Below are 16,849 nucleotides of genomic sequence, written 5' to 3'. Positions count from 1 at the left end.
AAGGAAACTCGGAAGATTATTTTTGATAAACAAGCATGAATATTTATAAACAATGATGACTTTTTTACGTTATGAAAATAATTCCATTCTACAAAAATTATATGTTAAATATGGAAATGATACAATATGATAATTGGATGAAACTAGGAGCAGCCAGGAGGGAACTAACATGTCCAGAGCGTAAAAAACTCTTTTATTTAAGTTATTATTGGTATACAGTGGATTCCCCTTATTTAGGACATAATGAAAACCCCTAAACCTGATATAAGCTTATAGGTTTAGGAGCTTTTCATAATAATTATGGCGTAAACTAGCTGAAGCTTTATATGCATCATCCAATATTTCCGTTAAAATAGCATTAGACACATCAGCAGAAAGCGATCTTTGTTTGATAAGAGTCCGAACTTCATATAAAAAATCAATATACGCAATATAATTATCATCATACTTTTGCTGCCATTCCTCTTTCAGCTTTTTTGCCAGTTTCGGGCTTGCGCCATTAGTGGAAACACTTAAGTGAAGACGCCCCTTTTTAAAGCTAGCTGGAATCTGACAGTTTCCTTCTTCAAAAGAAGAAGCATCATTCACTAAGCAAAACGATTTAATTTGTTTAGCGATACGATGATTTTCTTGTGAATCATTGGTTGCTGTAATAGTTAAAAAGGCATGGGCGAAATCTTCCTCTTTCCCTGTTCGTCGCAGCAGCCTGATTTTCCTGTCCTCTGAAAGTTCTTCTATTTCCGTACAAACTTCGGGACTAATCACCGTTACACTAGCTTCTTCATCTAGAAGCATCAACACCTTTCGATAGGCAATCTTGCCTCCTCCAACTACTACACAATGTTTATCTTTTATATCAACTAGTAATGAAAGCATATTCATTCCCTACCATCATTTCGTCTATTCTTTCTTTTAATATTCCAGCTATTAATGGGTCATAACCCAAATAAGGAGCGAGTTCGTATTCTTTATGGTTACTTTTTATTTTATTAATAGTTTTTTCCATTGACTTCATCAAAATTCCCGTAAAAAGAAGATAGGGAATTACCAACACATGGCGATAGGAAGAATGATCTGCCATTTGCAGTGCTTCTTCAAAGCTTGGTTGTGCAGCAGTTAAATAACAATCCTGTACAACGATTTGTTCCACTTGTTGTTCAAGTAAAGCTGCTATTTTACCTAAATCACGTTTTACATCTGGATCACTGCTTCCTCTTCCCACAAGCATAACAAGCATTGTTTCATTACTTTCTTTATAAAGAGAAGCGCTCCGAATTTTGTCTGCAACAATTTTAACCATTTGAGGATGAACTCCAATCGGTTTGCCATATTTCATCTGGACATGCGGATATTTCAGCGAAAGCTTTTCTAATACTTCTGGAATATCTTTTTTGGCATGGGCTGCTGTAAGAAGCAAAACGGGTATGATATTAATGGTGGAAGCACCTTTTTCTACACATTTTCGAAAACCTTCTTCAATGGAGGGATCAGCCAATTCTAAGAAAGAATATTCTTGTATGCCTTTGAAACCATTTATCTTCATACACTTTTCAATAAAGGAGATAGCCTGATCGCTTGCTTCCTTTACCCTGCTTCCATGACATATATATAATACTGCTTCCATTATCAAACAACCTCTTTCGGAATGGTTTCACCGAAACTTTCCTCAAACCATTTAATTTTCTCTCTCATTTTGACTACTTCGCCAATCACAATCATACAAGGATTTTCAATTTCTCCTTTTTCAGCATCCTCTATTACATGGTTAAGATCAGTAATAATTGTCTTTTGTTTAAAGGTTGTTCCCCAATTGATGAGCGCAACTGGTATTGTACCTTTTTTTCCAAAGGACAAAAGCTTCGACTGAATATATGGTAGATTTTTCACTCCCATATAGATGGCAAGTGTATCAATTTGAGAAAGTGCTTCCCATTTAATATGGTCTTCCTCGCCATTTTTTATATGACCTGTTACAAAGGCAAAAGAAGAGCCATAATTGCGGTGGGTTACTGGGATACCGGCATAACTTGGAGCGGCAATGCCTGCAGTAATTCCTGGTACTATTTCAAAGGGGATTTGATTCTTAGCTAACTCCTCTGCTTCTTCCCCGCCCCTTCCAAATACAAAGGGATCACCACCTTTTAGCCTTGTGACAATTTTCCCTTTTTTCGCATGTTTCACTAAGGTTTGATTGATCAATTCCTGTTTCATGGCATGATGATGCGGAAGTTTGCCGCAATAAATCAGTTCAGCCTTCGGTTTCGCATATTCTAATAACTCACGATTCACTAAACGATCATATAAAATTACATCGGCATTTTTGATGCATTTTAATCCTTTTACCGTTATTAAGTCCGGATCTCCTGGCCCTGCACCAACTAGATATACTCTCCCCATTTTATCCACCCTTCTTGTTGTTCCTTCTTTTCGGATCCATTAAAAAGTGGGGAAAGGAATCAACGATGAACGGATGGTTTTGCAAGGACCATGCTCAGTTTTTCCCTTTCCCTATATTAAGAGATATAATATTCTTTTTCTTTTAAATATTGTACGATTTGTTCTACACATTCTTCAATAGAATGTTTTTCTGTATCCACGATTAATTCTGGCTGAAGCGGCTCCTCATATGGGGAACTAATACCTGTAAAGTCCTTTATGATTCCTTTTCTTGCTTTCTCATATAAACCTTTCGGATCCCTTGCTTCACAAGCCTCTATGGAACACTTTATATATATTTCCACAAACTCGTTTTCTTCTAATAAAGCTCTTACTCGATCACGGTCTTCGCGAAACGGAGAAATGAAGGCAGTTAGAACGACTTGCCCACTATCAACAAATAGCTTGCTGACCTCGCCAATTCTTCTAATGTTTTCTTTGCGGTCCTCATCTGAAAAACCCAAATCTTTATTAATTCCAAAACGTATATTATCTCCATCTAAGACATAGCTATTTGTCTGGTCTTCATATAATCTTTTTGCAACAGCATTTGCAACCGTTGATTTTCCCGAACCAGATAACCCTGTAAACCATAAAACATAGCTATGATGCTTATTTTTTTCTCTTCTATCCTTCTTTGTTACTGCATGGTCATGCCATGTAATATTTGTACTTTGGCTCAAAAGTTCTCTCTCCTTTAAGAATGGATTTCTTGTTTTTGCAATCCTTTTATTAACACTTCCACTACTTCTTTACGACTAAATGTACTTGGTGGAATCTCTCCATTTCTTAAAAGCTCGCGAACCTTCGTCCCAGATAAAATTTCATGATGTTCCTTGCCATGTGGACAAGTTTTTGTAGAAGCCATGTTCTCACATTTCTTACAATAGAAACTATGTTCAAAGAATAATAGATTAATACCTAGCTCTTCTTGTGTAAATTGGTCAAAAATTCTTTGAGCATCATAGGTACCATAGTAGCTCCCTACCCCAGCATGATCACGACCGACGATAAAGTGGGTACAGCCATAATTCTTTCTCACCATCGCATGGAATATTGCTTCTCTTGGTCCTGCATAACGCATAGCAGCAGGGAATACAGCTAGGAATACACGCTCTTTTGGATAGTAATTTTTCAATAGCACTTGGTAGCTTTCCATCCGAACATCTGCTGGAATATCATCCGCCTTCGTTTCACCTACTAATGGATTTAAGAATAGACCATCAACAATTTCGAGTGCTGACTTTTGAATATATTCATGTGCACGATGAACAGGATTTCTTGTTTGGAATCCGACTACTGTCTTCCATCCCTTTTCTGCAAATATTTCTCTCGTTTCTGCCGGATCTAAGTAAAAATTACTAAAATCCGTTTTCTCTACTTTCTTTATGAGTTTAATCGGGCCGCCAATATATATATTTCCGCGATCAAACATTTTCTTTACACCTGGATGTGCTAAATCATCTGTACGGTAAACAGAAACAGCCTCTTTACTTTTATCTGGAATATAAATATCCTCTACTGTCAGCACACCATATACTTCACTTTGATGGACTAGTTTTACCGTATCCTGAAGTTCAATGGTATCTGATTGTTCCTTTGAAATGGGCAATGTAATAGGGATGCTCCAAACCTCACCTGTTGCTAAGCGCATATTCTCTACCACTGCTTCATAATCTTTTTGGGATAAAAATCCTGTAAGCGGGCTATATGCTCCATTTCCAATCAGTTCTAAATCACTAAGTGCAATAGTATCAATTTCTAGCTCCACCTTTAGTTCAGAGATATCATAATTAGGATCGTATAAATTAATTAATTTTCCACCATGTGGTTGACTTAATGACATTTTTTAGCACACCTTTCTTTTTTCGGACTTTTTCTTATAAATGATTTCCGTTAAATTCCGCCACCATCTTCATAAATAGTACTGTTATCTTCACGAATCGTTTTCATTAGGCTTATAATTCCAAGTGTAGCAATACATACACTAAGAATAATAAGTACATTATAGATATCTGCTTCAATAAATAATTGAACTAAACCGTAAGAAATAACTAATGATAGGACTGGCGAAACAATCCATACCTTAAAAATTCTTAACACTAGTTTCTTCTTCAGAATCTCATATCCATTCTTCGAGACACCTATTCCGATAATGGCAGAGCTAGTTACTTGCGTTAACGGAACTGGTATTCCAAATATAGAAGCTATTGTCACTAATGTCGCGCCCGTGCCAGAAATTAGTCCTCCTTCCAGCTTCGTGAATTGGACAATTTTCTTTCCATTTGTCTGCAAGACTCTTCCCCCTAGCAGAAAAGCGCCGATTGCAATAAAAAATCCACCCACTACTACTCCTGTTTGCATGGATATCATGTCAGCGCCAACTAATGGTCCAATAGAGTTTGCAACATTATTCATTCCCGCAGAGAATGCTTCAAAGCACCCCACGATTATAACAAAAATAGATAAGTATTTTTCATTACTTGGATTGCGAATCCATTCATTTTGATTCTCAAGCTTTCTTACATATTTCCCAGCCCCTAGCGCGATGAAAAAAGACACGATTGGAACAAGAAGCCAAAAGAAGACAATCCATAATATATTCGCAATATATAAGCTTTTAAAAGCCACACCTACTCCTACTACACTGCCAACTGTAATTTCACTTGTTGATAATGGAATCCCCATTATATTAGCTATAAATAGAGAGAGTGCAGCTGATGATAAAATGATTAAGACAATTTTAGCATCAAGGATACTACTCGGAATTAATCCTTCCCCAACTGTTTTTACTACTTCACTCCCGCCAATTACCGCTCCTAGAAAAATCGCTACCGCACATATAAGCAGAGCAACTCTCTTTTTTGGTATGGCGCCTGATCCATAGGCAACACCAAGGCTTGCTGCTGCACCACTTGCGCCAATGTTCATTGCAAAAAACAATGACATAATACCTGCTAAAATAATGATCATCTCTTTGTACCTCTACTCATTATTGTAAGTGTAGCCCGCATTCTGTTTTTCCTTTTCCCGTCCATCTACCAGAACGTAAATCATCCATATTAATAGCAGGCTGGGTACATGTTCTGCAGCCAATGCTCGGATACCCCTTATCGTGAAGAATATTGTAGTCCAAAGAGTTCTTATGGGCATATCTCCAAACATCTTTCCATGTCCAATGAATCAGTGGACAAACCTTTATGGATTTAAATTTATTATCCTTATTTAGATATTGCGTGTTTTTTCTTGTTTCTGACTGTTCTCTGCGAAGTCCTGAAATCCAAGCAATCGGTTCAGACAGCACTTCATGTAAAGGAACAACCTTGCGAATCTCACAGCATTTATTTGGATTAGATAACCAAAGTTCTTCTCCATATTGTGCAGCCTGTTCTTCTAACGTAATGGCTGGTTTTTTCATTTCAATTTGCAAATCTGGATACCGCTGTTTCACCTTCTCAATTAATTCATAGGTTTCATCAAAATGTACATCTGTATCTAAAAAAACAATACGAGCATCCTTTTTTATCTTTGAAATTAAATCGATAAGAACAATTCCTTCAATTCCAAAACTGCAAGCATAGACAATATCCTCTCGGTACGTATCATAAGCCCACTTTAAAACCTCTAAAGCTCCCTTTGTTTCCGTTTCGCTTGAAAAGTCCACAGGAGGATACGTATCAATAGTTTCATAGGTTAATAACTGACTCATTAAAAATCCTCCAATTTCATCATAGTATTTTGTTCGTGGATTATGTGCCCAAAATATAAAAAGAGGCAGCTTTAACCCACTTTCTCAGTTAAAGTTGCCTCTAGTTTGTCTAGTCAGCTTCTTTATTAAACGCCCTAAATAGGAAACTCCTGTTATTTCCCTAAGCGTATCTTTTCATTTTTTTCAATTTGAATAATTTTTCCATCCTGTACGACTAATGTGACCGATCCAAATTTCATTGTGTTTAGAATTTGCTCTAATTGAATTTTCACTTTGTCCAGCTGATTTGTTTCCCCCACCAACAAATCCCTCCTTAAAAAAGGTGAAATCTTACTAAACCATTTGAATAGCGTTTACGCCAGACATATTTTTGAATCGAAAACGCCTATCAAAGGAATGCTCGACCATCGCAAGTGAAATGCATTTACGATTTAAAAAATCCTTCCATTTGGAAAGAGTTGAGTATTTATTCCTTCCCCTATCTTTCAAAATGGGTATCCATTTTGTTGGATTTAGCACCTTGCATTCAGCAGGTTGCCAGACTTTTCTTCGGCCAATTCCCTCCATCTCTCTTGATAGGCATCGTTATTTTCTAAATTTTATCATAATTGCCATAATTGTCAATAAGTTTTTCGAGTTGTTTAGTCGGGATTAACAATCTATTTCCTAGTATTTTAGGGTGAATACTCTTTTTATTATAGAAGAAAATATAGTATTAGTGAATGTCCCATTACTATTGTTGGCAAAAATAGCTGATTAGCACTAGACTAAATCAGCTATTTTTCCATCCTTATTTTTTTCGTATCTTTAATAACGGCTTTGCAATGATCGGTGTTAAAATACCTGATAAAATTGCCTCTGGCACCCCATTTGTACCAACTATAGCTAGTATCGCAGGCAAGAGATCTTCCACATTCACACCAATTGCGTTTGCATAAGGCTCTCTTACAAATAAATAGACAAATCCTAGCACAAGGATTGTATTGATTAGAGATCCTATCACACCAGAAATACTCATTGCTACTGTCTCATTCATTTTGTCTCTCAGCACCTTATAAAATAACAGTCCTGCCACTACTCCAATCATTACTCTTGGAAAAACAGATATTAACGGATTGGTAAAAATAATCGGGGCAAGGACACTTGTCGGATAAGTGAAAGCACGGATAAATGTGATAATGCCCCATACTCCTCCAATAATCGCTCCCTCTAATGGTCCTAAAACAATCGCTGCAATAATAACTGTGATCTGAATGATTGTTATACTAAGTACAGGAGTCGGAATATACCCTAATATCGGAACAAAGGTTTGAATAATAATAATAGCCGTAAGTAGTCCTAGTAGAACCAAGCGAGTAGTTTTATTTTTTTTCTTCATCTGCAAGTAGTTCTCCTTATGTGGAAAAAGCATTATCCACTTTTCCCTCAATTTAATAAAATTCCTTTGTTATCATACTACAAAAACAAGTATTTTTTCTATGATAATAAGAAGGATTTTTCTGCATTTCCCTTTAGGATGGGGTTAATTACTTGCTGTTATACATTATTGGATTACTCGGTATAAGGAAAAGTCCTTTTAAGTGTTTCAATAAAGGTGTTAACATTTTGTTTCTCCTTCATAATGGGAGCAAAGAGATAAGATAATCGTCTTGTAAATCGCGCATTTGTGATTGGGATAATACTTAGGTTTCCATTCTTCACATCCCTTTCGATCACACTTTTGGATAAAAGTGATAAGCCATTGCCATTAATAAGCGTTTCCTTGATGCCTTGATTACTGCTAATAGTTAAAAAGGATTCAGCTCTTAACCCATTGGATCGAATAACATGATCTAAGTACTCTCTTGTACCAGATCCAAGCTCTCTTGTAATCCATGTCTGATCATGGAGTTCAGAAATCGAAATGCTTTCCTGAGTCGCAAGTGGATGATGAACAGATGCAACAATAAATAACTCATCCTCCATAAAAGGCACCACCTGCAATTCCTTATCATTTGTTTGTCCTTCAATTAAACCGATATCTACTTCATATAATCTTACCGCTTGGACAATTTCTTCTGTATTTCCAATCGTAGCTTGAATTTGCAACTCGGAATGCTCTCTTTGCAGATCAAGCAGTAATGCCGGAAGAATGTATTCGCCGATCGTAAAACTAGCACCTATTTTTAATTCACCCTTAATTGCATGATGATGCTCTAAAATATGCTGTCTCGTCTGGTCATATAAGCGTATCATTTGAATGGCGCAATCATAAAGCATTTGACCGGTTGGTGTTACTTTTAAATATTTTGGTGACCGTTCCAATAGCTTTGTTTGAAACTCCTTTTCAAGATTCTTAATATGTAGACTTACACTCGGCTGACTCATTAACAGCATTTCTGCTGTCTTTGTAAAATTCTTTACTTCAACAAGCGTCACAAATGTTTTTAGAGCTTCATACTGCATTTTTTCTCCTCCTTTTCGCTAATTAAATAGTTAATTATTAAGATTACTAATAGTTGCCATTAATTATATGTATTTTACTAATTCTTTCATTTCCAGTAAAGTACAATTAGAATACGTGTCATACGAGGATGCTCTAGGCGGCTGCTTTCATGTATGGATGCCTTAACGCCTATCCAAGCTTTCGTCACCTGTTTAAATTAATCTGATTAGATACTGATCTATTTAGAAAAACAATATCCCCTGCTTGTTTCAATTAGTAACAAGCTTCTTTTGTGTTCCTAATCCGATTTGTCTGATAGGATTAATAAAAAACAGAGTGACAATCCTCCCTCTTCCTTATAAAATAAATTGCAAGAATTATCACACTAATCAAATTACAAAAGAGAATACCATTATCTATGCGAGGTGAAAGTGTTGCAGCTTCAAGTAATAAATAGTCCTTTTAATCAAGAACAAACAGAATTATTAAACCGTCTTTTACCAACTTTAACTGAATCACAGAAAATTTGGCTAAGTGGGTATTTATCTGCTTCCACTGCAGTCACAGCATCAGCAGAACCTATCTCCAATACTGAATTAACGGAGCAAAAGGCAGCTGAACCAATTACAAAAGATATTACGATTCTTTTTGGATCCCAAACCGGAAATGCACAAAGCCTTGCCAAAAATCATGGCAATCGTTTAAAAGAATTAGGGTTTAATGTCACTGTACAGTCAATGGGTGACTTTAAACCTAATAATCTAAAAAAAATACAAAATCTTCTTGTTATTGTGAGTACTCATGGAGAAGGCGACCCACCAGATACTGCAATAGCTTTCCATGAATTCTTACATGGAAAACGAGCGCCTAAGCTGGAGAACTTCCAATATTCTGTGTTAGCGCTTGGTGACAGCTCGTATGAATTCTTCTGCGAAACAGGGAAGCAATTTGATAAACGTTTAGAAGAATTGGGTGGAACAAGACTTTATCCACGTGTGGATTGTGATCTTGATTATGATGAACCAGCTAGTGAATGGTTCGAAGGCATCGTCAGCAGCTTGAGCCTTCAATCAGAATCAACCGCTCAGTCCATAAGTATAACACCACCGTCTCTTCAAGATTCTGGTTATTCTCGCAGTAATCCGTATTATGCGGAGGTACTGGAGGTCATTAATTTAAATGGACGTGGTTCCAATAAAGAAACATTGCATGTAGAGCTTTCGCTTGAGGATTCTGGAATCTCTTATGAACCAGGTGACAGCCTTGGAATTTTTCCCCATAATGATCCAGTATTAGTTGATCTTTTAATACAAGAGTTACGTTTTTCTCCAACAGAAAGTGTCACAATCAATAAACAAGGAGAAGTTCTGGCTTTTCGAGAAGCTTTATTAACCTATTTTGAAATTACAGTTTTAACCAAACCATTGGTAGAGAAATTTGCAAAAATAACAACCAATCCAGCTTTAGAAGACTTACTTGCTAAGGGAAACGAAGGTAAATTAAAGGCATATATAAATGGGCGTGACTTATTAGACCTTATTCGAGACTATGGGCCAATTGAAGCAGATGTGCAAACATTTGTATCCTTGCTTCGTAAACTGCCTACCCGCCTTTATTCGATTGCCAGCAGCTACAAAGCAAATCCTGATGAAGCACATTTAACGATTGGCGCCGTTCGTTACCATGCAAACGGCCGAGATCGCAATGGTGTTTGCTCCGTTCAAATAGCGGAACGTATTCAGCCAGGTGATAAACTGCCTATCTATATACAAAACAATGAAAATTTCAAACTTCCGGATAACCCAGATACCCCTATTATTATGGTTGGTCCAGGGACAGGAGTGGCACCCTTCCGTTCCTTCCTGCAGGAAAGAGAAGAAATCGGTGCCGAAGGAAAAGCATGGCTATTCTTTGGAAACCAACATTTTGTTACAGACTTTCTTTATCAAACAGAATGGCAAAATTGGCTTAAAGATGGTGTGTTAACAAAAATGAGTATTGCTTTTTCTCGGGATAAAGCGGAAAAGGTATATGTGCAGCACCGCATGCTGGAGCATAGCAAAGAGCTATTTGAATGGCTGGAAGAAGGAGCTGTTCTCTATGTTTGTGGAGACGAAAAGCATATGGCGCATGATGTTCACCAAACACTCCTTACTATTATCCAAAAAGAAGGTCAAATGTCTTTAGAAAAGGCTGAGGAATATATAGCTTCTATGACTCAAACCAAACGTTATCAGCGTGACGTTTATTAAATAATTGGCAGGAAAGGAGTTTTTCTACAATGGCAAAACAAATATTAAAAGCACCAGATGGACCACCAAGTGATGTGGAACGAATAAAAGAAGAAAGTAATTATTTACGTGGCACATTGAAGGAATCCATGGAGGAAGAATTAAGCGCTGGTATTTCAGACGATGATAACCGCTTAATGAAATTCCACGGAAGTTACCTGCAAGATGATCGTGATTTACGCAATGAACGTGCCAAGCAAAAATTAGAACCAGCCTACCAATTTATGCTCCGAGTTCGAACACCGGGTGGAGTAGCTACACCGGCTCAATGGCTGACAATGGATGATCTTGCACAAAAGTATGGAAATAATACATTAAAATTAACGACACGCCAAGCTTTCCAAATGCATGGCATTTTAAAATGGAATATGAAGCAGACTATTCAAGATATACACCAATCCTTACTTGATACAATTGCTGCTTGTGGCGACGTCAATAGAAATGTGATGTGCAACCCTAATCCGTATCAATCAGCTTTGCATAGTGAAGTGTATGAATGGTCCAAAAAATTAAGTGATTATTTACTACCTCGTACACAAGCTTATCATGAGCTCTGGTTAGATAAGGAAAAGGTAGCTTTCACTCCAACTGTTGAGGAAACAGAAGTGGAGCCAATGTACGGAAAATTATATTTACCTAGAAAATTTAAAATTGGTATTGCCGTTCCTCCTTCTAATGATATTGATGTATTTTCCCAAGACCTGGGGCTAATTGCCATTACGGAAGAAGAAAAACTAATTGGATTTAATGTTGCCATCGGCGGGGGAATGGGAATGACCCATGGAGATAAAGCAACATACCCACAGCTCGCAAAAGTAATTGGATTCTGTACACCTGAGCAAATTCTTGATGTGGCGGAAAAAGTAATTACGATTCAACGCGATTATGGAAATCGCTCTGTTCGAAAGAATGCTCGTTTTAAATATACCGTGGATCGCCTTGGTCTAGATAATGTAGTAGAAGAACTAGAAAATCGCCTAGGCTGGAAACTTCAAGAAGCGAGAGAATTTCACTTTAACCATAACGGCGACCGCTATGGCTGGGAAAAAGGCATTAAAGGAAAATGGCACTTCACTTTATTCGTGGAAGGCGGCCGCATTAAAGACTATGAAAATTATCCGTTAATGACAGGCTTACGCGAAATCGCTAAAGTACATACTGGCGATTTCCGATTAACTGCCAATCAAAATCTAGTCATTGCGAATGTCTCCAGCCGCAATAAAAAGCAAATCGCTGATTTAATCGAGCAATATGGCATTATGGATGGAAAACGTTTCTCTGCACTGCGTCGTAATTCTATTGCTTGTGTATCCCTGCCAACCTGCGGGCTTGCGATGGCAGAAGCAGAACGATACTTACCAGTCTTAATCGATAAGATAGAAGAAATCGTGGACGAAAATGGGCTACGTGATGAAGAAATTACCATCCGTATGACAGGCTGTCCAAATGGCTGTGCCCGCCATGCATTAGGGGAAATCGCCTTCATTGGAAAAGGACCTGGAAAGTACAATATGTACCTAGGCGCCGCCTTTAATGGAAGCCGCTTAAGCAAACTCTATCGCGAAAATGTTGGCGAGGAAGAAATCCTTTCAGAACTTCGCGTACTGCTCCCGCGCTATGCGAAAGAAAGAACGGCAAATGAACATTTTGGAGACTTTGTTATTCGCGCTGGTATTGTTAAAGAAGTAACCGACGGCACAAACTTTCATGATTGACAGATGAGTCATTGCACCACTTTAATCGTTTTGATTGAGTGGTGCTTTTTTGTGGTTGGAATTGGGCGGTAGAGATTGAGGTTGGAGGTTTGGCTGATTCTTCCTCCACTTTGGCTGATATTTTCGGAGGTTGGCTGATTCCCTCTCCACTTTGGCTGATATTTCAGGAGTTTGGCTGATTCCCTCTCCACTTTGGCTGATTTATCCAGAGTTTTGGCTGATTCCCTCTCTACTTTGGCTGATATTTTCGGAGGTTGGCTGATTCCCCCTCTACTTTGGCTGATATTTTCGGAGGTTGGCTGATTCCCTCTCCACTTTGCCCAATTTACCCCTTCTTCTTGGCTGGTACACTCATAATTTCACCTATTCCCCTACTATTTTGACTAATATAATACTCATAGTTTTACTGATTTCCCCACTACTTTAACTGTTATACCCCAGATTTCGCCGATTCTCCCACTTCGATTTCCGCCCTTCCCTATCCACATCAAGCCATTGCTTGACTTTCCCTATAAACAAACTGATTTTTCCATTCATAGGCCAACCTAGTTTTGTATATATTTAAAGTTGTAAGCCATATAAATATTTCCATATGAAAAATAGGAGGCTACATTATGTCTGTTAATCCAGCTTCCCCTGCCTTTCAACTATTCGGGGATTCTACCCAGTCTGTTAATTATAAAAGGGATTCTTATAATTACATTACACAGTTATTTTCTGAACAAATGCCTGCAATACATACTGGGTTATTCAATGTCCATCTTAATCAAGGATTCATTGTCCAGCCACACTGGCACACAAATGTGAATGAACTTGTTTTTGTCGTTAGTGGGGAAGTTATGACCTCTGTCTTCAACCCTTTTACACAAAGCATCATGACTTATCATGTAAAACCCGGGCAAGCTTCCCAATTTCCAAAGGGTTGGTTCCATTGGATAGTAGCATTGCGAAACAATACTCATTTTCTTACTATTTTCGACCAGCCGCAACCTGATATCGTGTTTGGTTCTGATTTTCTACGTTTTTTGCCAAAAGAAATTGCTAACAGAGCTTATTGTGTAAACGAAGCCGCCTACGCACATGCCATTGCCCCCATTACCCAGTCTACTATTCTCGGGCCACCACCAGGATGTGACCAAATCGGAGGAGCCGTAAACTATCCATACCATGCCACTCAGCCTACACCTACTATACATCCTTATCTCAATCTTTCCTCTCCTCCCCACGCTTATTAACCAAGAAAAGTAAGAAAGTATGGAGGTTATTACTGTGACAAAGAAACAACATTATGGTTCTGAAGTAAAATGTGAAGAAATTGAATGGACGTTTCCACCTCAGCAGCAAACACGACAGCCGGGGTTTGAATATTTGATGGATCCACTTCCTATTTTTGATAACCCCAAATATATTGGAACAGGCAAGTTAAAGGACCGTACAGCTATTATTACTGGAGGAGACAGCGGCATCGGCAGAGCCGTTGCCGTCGCCTTTGCGAAGGAAGGGGCAAACATTGTCATCTCTTATTTTGACGAGCATACAGATGCAGAAACAACAAAGCGAGTTGTCGAGCAATATGGTCGCTCCTGCTTACTCATTCCAGGAGACTTGCGAAGAAGAGAACATTGTGAATTCATTGTGCAAAAAACATTAGAAACATTTGGAAAAATTGACATTTTGGTTAATAATGCAGCTGTACAATTTTTGCGAGAAGACTTAACTTCCATACCAGACGAACAATGGGAATTAACGTTTGATGTAAATATCCATGCCTATTTTCACTTAACAAAGGCTGCCTTACCCCATTTAAAAGAAGGAGCCAGTATTGTTAATACGACTTCTCTTGTTGCCTATATTGGGGTAAGTCACTTGATTGATTATACGACGACGAAAGGTGCGATTGTTAGTTATACAAGAGCGCTAGCCAACAACCTTGTGCAAAAAGGTATCCGTGTGAACGCTGTTGCTCCTGGACCTTTCTGGACACCCATCCAGCCTGCCTCACAATCGGCTGAAAATATTGCTACATTAGGCTCAGATGTACCAATGAAGCGGGCGGGGCAGCCGTATGAAATTGCTCCAGTCTATGTGTTGCTTGCTTCTGATGATGGTTCTTATATGACAGGACAAACGATTCATGTAAATGGCGGTGCTATGGTTACGACTTAGAACAGCAAAAAAGGACGATATCCCGTCGTCCTCTTTTGTTATTCCTCATTATTTTTCTCTTTTTAACACCCTTACTTCATATGGCAAAAGTTCTATCTGTTCTTGCTTTATTTCTTGTGTAAGTAAATCGAAAAAGGATTCTTTTAACGTTACTGTTTGCTTTTGTTCTGTAAAATTCATGACAAATAAATAGTAGCACTCAGCCGAATCCCTTCTTTGGACGGAAACACCTTCTTTATGCAGAATTTCCCTTTCGCTGTCAAGATTACCTTCTTTTTGCAATTCCTCATAAAAATCATCTAAAAAGGCCTGTTCCGTTCTTGCCCCTATAAAATAGGCTTTTCCTTTCCCGTAGCAGTTTTCTACAACAGCAGGATTCCCTTGATAAAAGTCCTCCATATACGTCGCTAAAATATTCGCTTCTTTCCTTTCAAAAATGGTGCAATAACCTTTTATTTCATATTGCTTCCCGTTATAGATAAGGGTATTTCTATCTTTTGGATAAAGAGTATCTGTTTCTTTTACATCAATGCCAAATATTCGTTTTAGCATTGCAGGCCAACCTGATAAATGGGCAAGATCCGTTTCATTAACAAGGCCGCTAATATATGAACTTACAAGTGTTCCTCCATTTGCAACATAGTTTTCTAATTTAGAAATTGTATCAAGAGACATCATGTAGAGCATTGGAGCAATAACTAAATCATAGGAAGCAAGCTCTTGATTTAATGTAACTATATCGACACTAATATCCTTTTTCCAAAAACTTTGATAATGCTTTTGCAACGTTTGAGGATATTGCTTTGTTGAATCGGAGAATCCTTGTGCATCGTTTAAAGCCCAGTTATTTTCCCAATCATATACAATTGCTACTCTTGCTTGTTTATGTGTTCCCTTTACTTCAGCAATCTTCTCTAGAGCTCCACCAACTGCTGAAACCTCTTGAAAGACTCGATTCGTTTCACTATTATCATGATCCACTACTGCCCCATGAAATTTCTCGGAGGATCCTCTTGATTTTCTCCATTGAAAATACAGAACACTGTCTGAACCATGTGCGATAAATTGCATGGAGGATAGCAAATGCATACCAGGTCTCTTCGTTTTATTCACATCATGCCAGTTGACGCCACTTGGTGTACTTTCCATAATGAGAAAAGGCTGTTGTTTTAAAGAGCGATACAAATCATTGATAAAACCAACTTTTGCAGCTAAGTCCTTTGTTTCCTCCCAATCATTGTGCCAAGCAGGATAGCAATCCCAACTAACAATATCCACATGCTTTGCAAACTCACTATAATTCAAACTTTGAAAGGGTATTAAATCATGCGTGTCTGCCATAAAGTTTGTTGTAATAGGGATAGATGGAGAGATTTCCCTTAATGGCACTATTTCATGCTTGTAAAAATCAATTGTTTGGTCAGTGACAAAACGTTTCCAATCTAAATTCAATCCATGAACCATACTTTCTCCAATGGAAGAAGGAGATTCAACTTCTAACCAATCTGTGATTGTATGGCTCCAAAATGGCCCCCACCAAGCATGATTTAGTTTATCTAATGTCCCATACTTCTTTTTCAGCCAATTACGGAAATTATCTTGGCAAAGTTCACAGTGACAATCGCCGCTATACTCATTAGAAATATGCCACATTAGTAACGCAGGATGATTTCCATAGCGCTCCGCTAGCTTTCTATTAATAATTGCTACTTTTTCACGATAGATAGGGGAAGAAAAACAATGATTATGGCGTCCCCCATGTAACATTTTCATGCGATTTTCGGTGGTTCTTAAGACTTCTGGGTACTTCTTAGACATCCATGCTGGTCTAGCGCCACTTGGAGTAGCTAAGATGACTCTCCCGCCCATTTGATAAATGGCCTCTATTCTTTCATCGAGCCAGTCAAACTGGAATTCCCCTTCTGTTGGTTCAAGTGCACTCCATGCAAATACACCTAAGGTAAACGTATTTGCTTTTGCTAATTTCATCAATCGTAAATCATCTTTCAATATTTCTGGATAATCGAGCCATTGATCTGGATTATAATCTCCACCATGCAATAAGCGATTATCTGCTACTGTTTTATCTATCATCTTAAAGTCCTCC

General features: G+C 38.0%; 16 protein-coding genes and 1 riboswitch. Of the genes, 4 read left to right on the top strand and 12 right to left on the bottom strand.

Features of this window, described 5'->3' with window-relative positions:
- Window positions 1-270 precede the first annotated feature (270 nt).
- The 10 genes from NX902_RS01565 to NX902_RS01520 all read right to left on the bottom strand — a co-directional run bounded on the left by NX902_RS01565 (window position 271) and on the right by NX902_RS01520 (window position 8,590).
- Window positions 271-882 (bottom strand): precorrin-2 dehydrogenase/sirohydrochlorin ferrochelatase family protein, encoded by a 612-nt coding sequence (locus NX902_RS01565; RefSeq protein WP_123258742.1) that lies wholly within the window; start codon window positions 880-882, stop codon window positions 271-273.
- Entirely contained in the window at window positions 857-1,624 is a 768-nt protein-coding gene (locus tag NX902_RS01560; protein WP_095331241.1) for a sirohydrochlorin chelatase, read from the bottom strand. Before NX902_RS01560 ends, NX902_RS01565 begins: the two co-directional genes overlap by 26 nt.
- A gap of 2 nt (window positions 1,625-1,626) precedes the next feature.
- On the bottom strand, window positions 1,627-2,397 hold the full coding sequence (cobA, locus tag NX902_RS01555) for a uroporphyrinogen-III C-methyltransferase (RefSeq protein ID WP_123260092.1): 771 nt from the start codon (window positions 2,395-2,397) through the stop codon (window positions 1,627-1,629).
- Window positions 2,398-2,513: 116 nt separating this feature from the next.
- A complete protein-coding gene (gene cysC, locus NX902_RS01550) occupies window positions 2,514-3,119 on the bottom strand; it encodes an adenylyl-sulfate kinase (RefSeq protein ID WP_095331245.1) in 606 nt (201 codons plus the stop codon).
- A gap of 14 nt (window positions 3,120-3,133) precedes the next feature.
- Window positions 3,134-4,282 (bottom strand): sulfate adenylyltransferase, encoded by a 1,149-nt coding sequence (sat, locus tag NX902_RS01545; RefSeq protein ID WP_163185756.1) that lies wholly within the window; start codon window positions 4,280-4,282, stop codon window positions 3,134-3,136.
- A gap of 50 nt (window positions 4,283-4,332) precedes the next feature.
- Complete coding sequence (locus NX902_RS01540; protein WP_095331249.1) at window positions 4,333-5,409, bottom strand: inorganic phosphate transporter; 1,077 nt, start codon at window positions 5,407-5,409, stop codon at window positions 4,333-4,335.
- Between the two features lie 19 nt (window positions 5,410-5,428).
- The gene (locus tag NX902_RS01535; RefSeq protein WP_095331251.1) at window positions 5,429-6,145 is read right to left on the bottom strand and encodes a phosphoadenylyl-sulfate reductase; all 717 of its coding nucleotides are present in this window, start codon (window positions 6,143-6,145) and stop codon (window positions 5,429-5,431) included.
- A 152-nt stretch (window positions 6,146-6,297) separates the two neighbouring features.
- Complete coding sequence (locus tag NX902_RS01530) at window positions 6,298-6,426, bottom strand: YezD family protein (RefSeq protein ID WP_235973290.1); 129 nt, start codon at window positions 6,424-6,426, stop codon at window positions 6,298-6,300.
- 194 nt (window positions 6,427-6,620) lie between these two features.
- Window positions 6,621-6,727, bottom strand: a riboswitch (SAM riboswitch).
- 208 nt (window positions 6,728-6,935) lie between these two features.
- Window positions 6,936-7,523, bottom strand: coding sequence for an ECF transporter S component (locus NX902_RS01525; RefSeq protein ID WP_095331253.1), 588 nt, complete (start codon window positions 7,521-7,523; stop codon window positions 6,936-6,938).
- A gap of 173 nt (window positions 7,524-7,696) precedes the next feature.
- The gene (locus NX902_RS01520) at window positions 7,697-8,590 is read right to left on the bottom strand and encodes a LysR family transcriptional regulator (protein ID WP_163185759.1); all 894 of its coding nucleotides are present in this window, start codon (window positions 8,588-8,590) and stop codon (window positions 7,697-7,699) included.
- Between the two features lie 414 nt (window positions 8,591-9,004).
- On the opposite strand from NX902_RS01520, the gene NX902_RS01515 reads away from it, so the two are divergent.
- Both NX902_RS01515 and cysI read left to right on the top strand, forming a co-directional pair.
- Window positions 9,005-10,822 carry an assimilatory sulfite reductase (NADPH) flavoprotein subunit gene (locus NX902_RS01515; RefSeq protein WP_163185762.1) on the top strand — a complete coding sequence of 606 codons (1,818 nt, stop codon included), beginning with the start codon at window positions 9,005-9,007 and terminating at the stop codon, window positions 10,820-10,822.
- Between the two features lie 29 nt (window positions 10,823-10,851).
- Complete coding sequence (gene cysI / locus NX902_RS01510; protein ID WP_095331258.1) at window positions 10,852-12,576, top strand: assimilatory sulfite reductase (NADPH) hemoprotein subunit; 1,725 nt, start codon at window positions 10,852-10,854, stop codon at window positions 12,574-12,576.
- An 8-nt stretch (window positions 12,577-12,584) separates the two neighbouring features.
- Here cysI and NX902_RS01505 read toward each other — a convergent pair whose 3' ends face one another.
- On the bottom strand, window positions 12,585-12,767 hold the full coding sequence (locus NX902_RS01505) for a hypothetical protein (RefSeq protein WP_341160513.1): 183 nt from the start codon (window positions 12,765-12,767) through the stop codon (window positions 12,585-12,587).
- 423 nt (window positions 12,768-13,190) lie between these two features.
- Between NX902_RS01505 and NX902_RS01500 the strand changes: the two genes are divergently transcribed.
- Both NX902_RS01500 and NX902_RS01495 read left to right on the top strand, forming a co-directional pair.
- The gene (locus NX902_RS01500) at window positions 13,191-13,811 is read left to right on the top strand and encodes a cupin domain-containing protein (protein ID WP_095331262.1); all 621 of its coding nucleotides are present in this window, start codon (window positions 13,191-13,193) and stop codon (window positions 13,809-13,811) included.
- A 34-nt stretch (window positions 13,812-13,845) separates the two neighbouring features.
- Window positions 13,846-14,742 carry an SDR family oxidoreductase gene (locus NX902_RS01495; protein WP_249928244.1) on the top strand — a complete coding sequence of 299 codons (897 nt, stop codon included), beginning with the start codon at window positions 13,846-13,848 and terminating at the stop codon, window positions 14,740-14,742.
- Window positions 14,743-14,790: 48 nt separating this feature from the next.
- Here NX902_RS01495 and NX902_RS01490 read toward each other — a convergent pair whose 3' ends face one another.
- Window positions 14,791-16,836, bottom strand: coding sequence for a beta-galactosidase (locus tag NX902_RS01490; protein ID WP_341160512.1), 2,046 nt, complete (start codon window positions 16,834-16,836; stop codon window positions 14,791-14,793).
- Window positions 16,837-16,849 lie beyond the last annotated feature (13 nt).

This window comes from Niallia sp. FSL W8-0954, from assembly GCF_038005605.1.
In the GTDB taxonomy this organism is placed as follows: domain Bacteria; phylum Bacillota; class Bacilli; order Bacillales; family Cytobacillaceae; genus Niallia; species Niallia circulans_A.
Note: the sequence above shows the minus strand (reverse complement) of the source record. Positions and strands in the feature narration are given on the sequence as shown.

Bases quoted from the DNA above. Each gene is read 5' to 3' on its own strand.
- NX902_RS01560 (WP_095331241.1), bottom strand. From the start codon at position 1,624: ATGGAAGCAGTATTATATATATGTCATGGAAGCAGGGTAAAGGAAGCA.
- cobA (WP_123260092.1), bottom strand. From the start codon at position 2,397: ATGGGGAGAGTATATCTAGTTGGTGCAGGGCCAGGAGATCCGGACTTA.
- NX902_RS01525 (WP_095331253.1), bottom strand. From the start codon at position 7,523: ATGAAGAAAAAAAATAAAACTACTCGCTTGGTTCTACTAGGACTACTT.
- sat (WP_163185756.1), bottom strand. From the start codon at position 4,282: ATGTCATTAAGTCAACCACATGGTGGAAAATTAATTAATTTATACGAT.
- NX902_RS01520 (WP_163185759.1), bottom strand. From the start codon at position 8,590: ATGCAGTATGAAGCTCTAAAAACATTTGTGACGCTTGTTGAAGTAAAG.
- NX902_RS01535 (WP_095331251.1), bottom strand. From the start codon at position 6,145: ATGAGTCAGTTATTAACCTATGAAACTATTGATACGTATCCTCCTGTG.
- NX902_RS01500 (WP_095331262.1), top strand. From the start codon at position 13,191: ATGTCTGTTAATCCAGCTTCCCCTGCCTTTCAACTATTCGGGGATTCT.
- NX902_RS01540 (WP_095331249.1), bottom strand. From the start codon at position 5,409: ATGATCATTATTTTAGCAGGTATTATGTCATTGTTTTTTGCAATGAAC.
- cysI (WP_095331258.1), top strand. From the start codon at position 10,852: ATGGCAAAACAAATATTAAAAGCACCAGATGGACCACCAAGTGATGTG.
- NX902_RS01490 (WP_341160512.1), bottom strand. From the start codon at position 16,836: ATGATAGATAAAACAGTAGCAGATAATCGCTTATTGCATGGTGGAGAT.
- NX902_RS01565 (WP_123258742.1), bottom strand. From the start codon at position 882: ATGAATATGCTTTCATTACTAGTTGATATAAAAGATAAACATTGTGTA.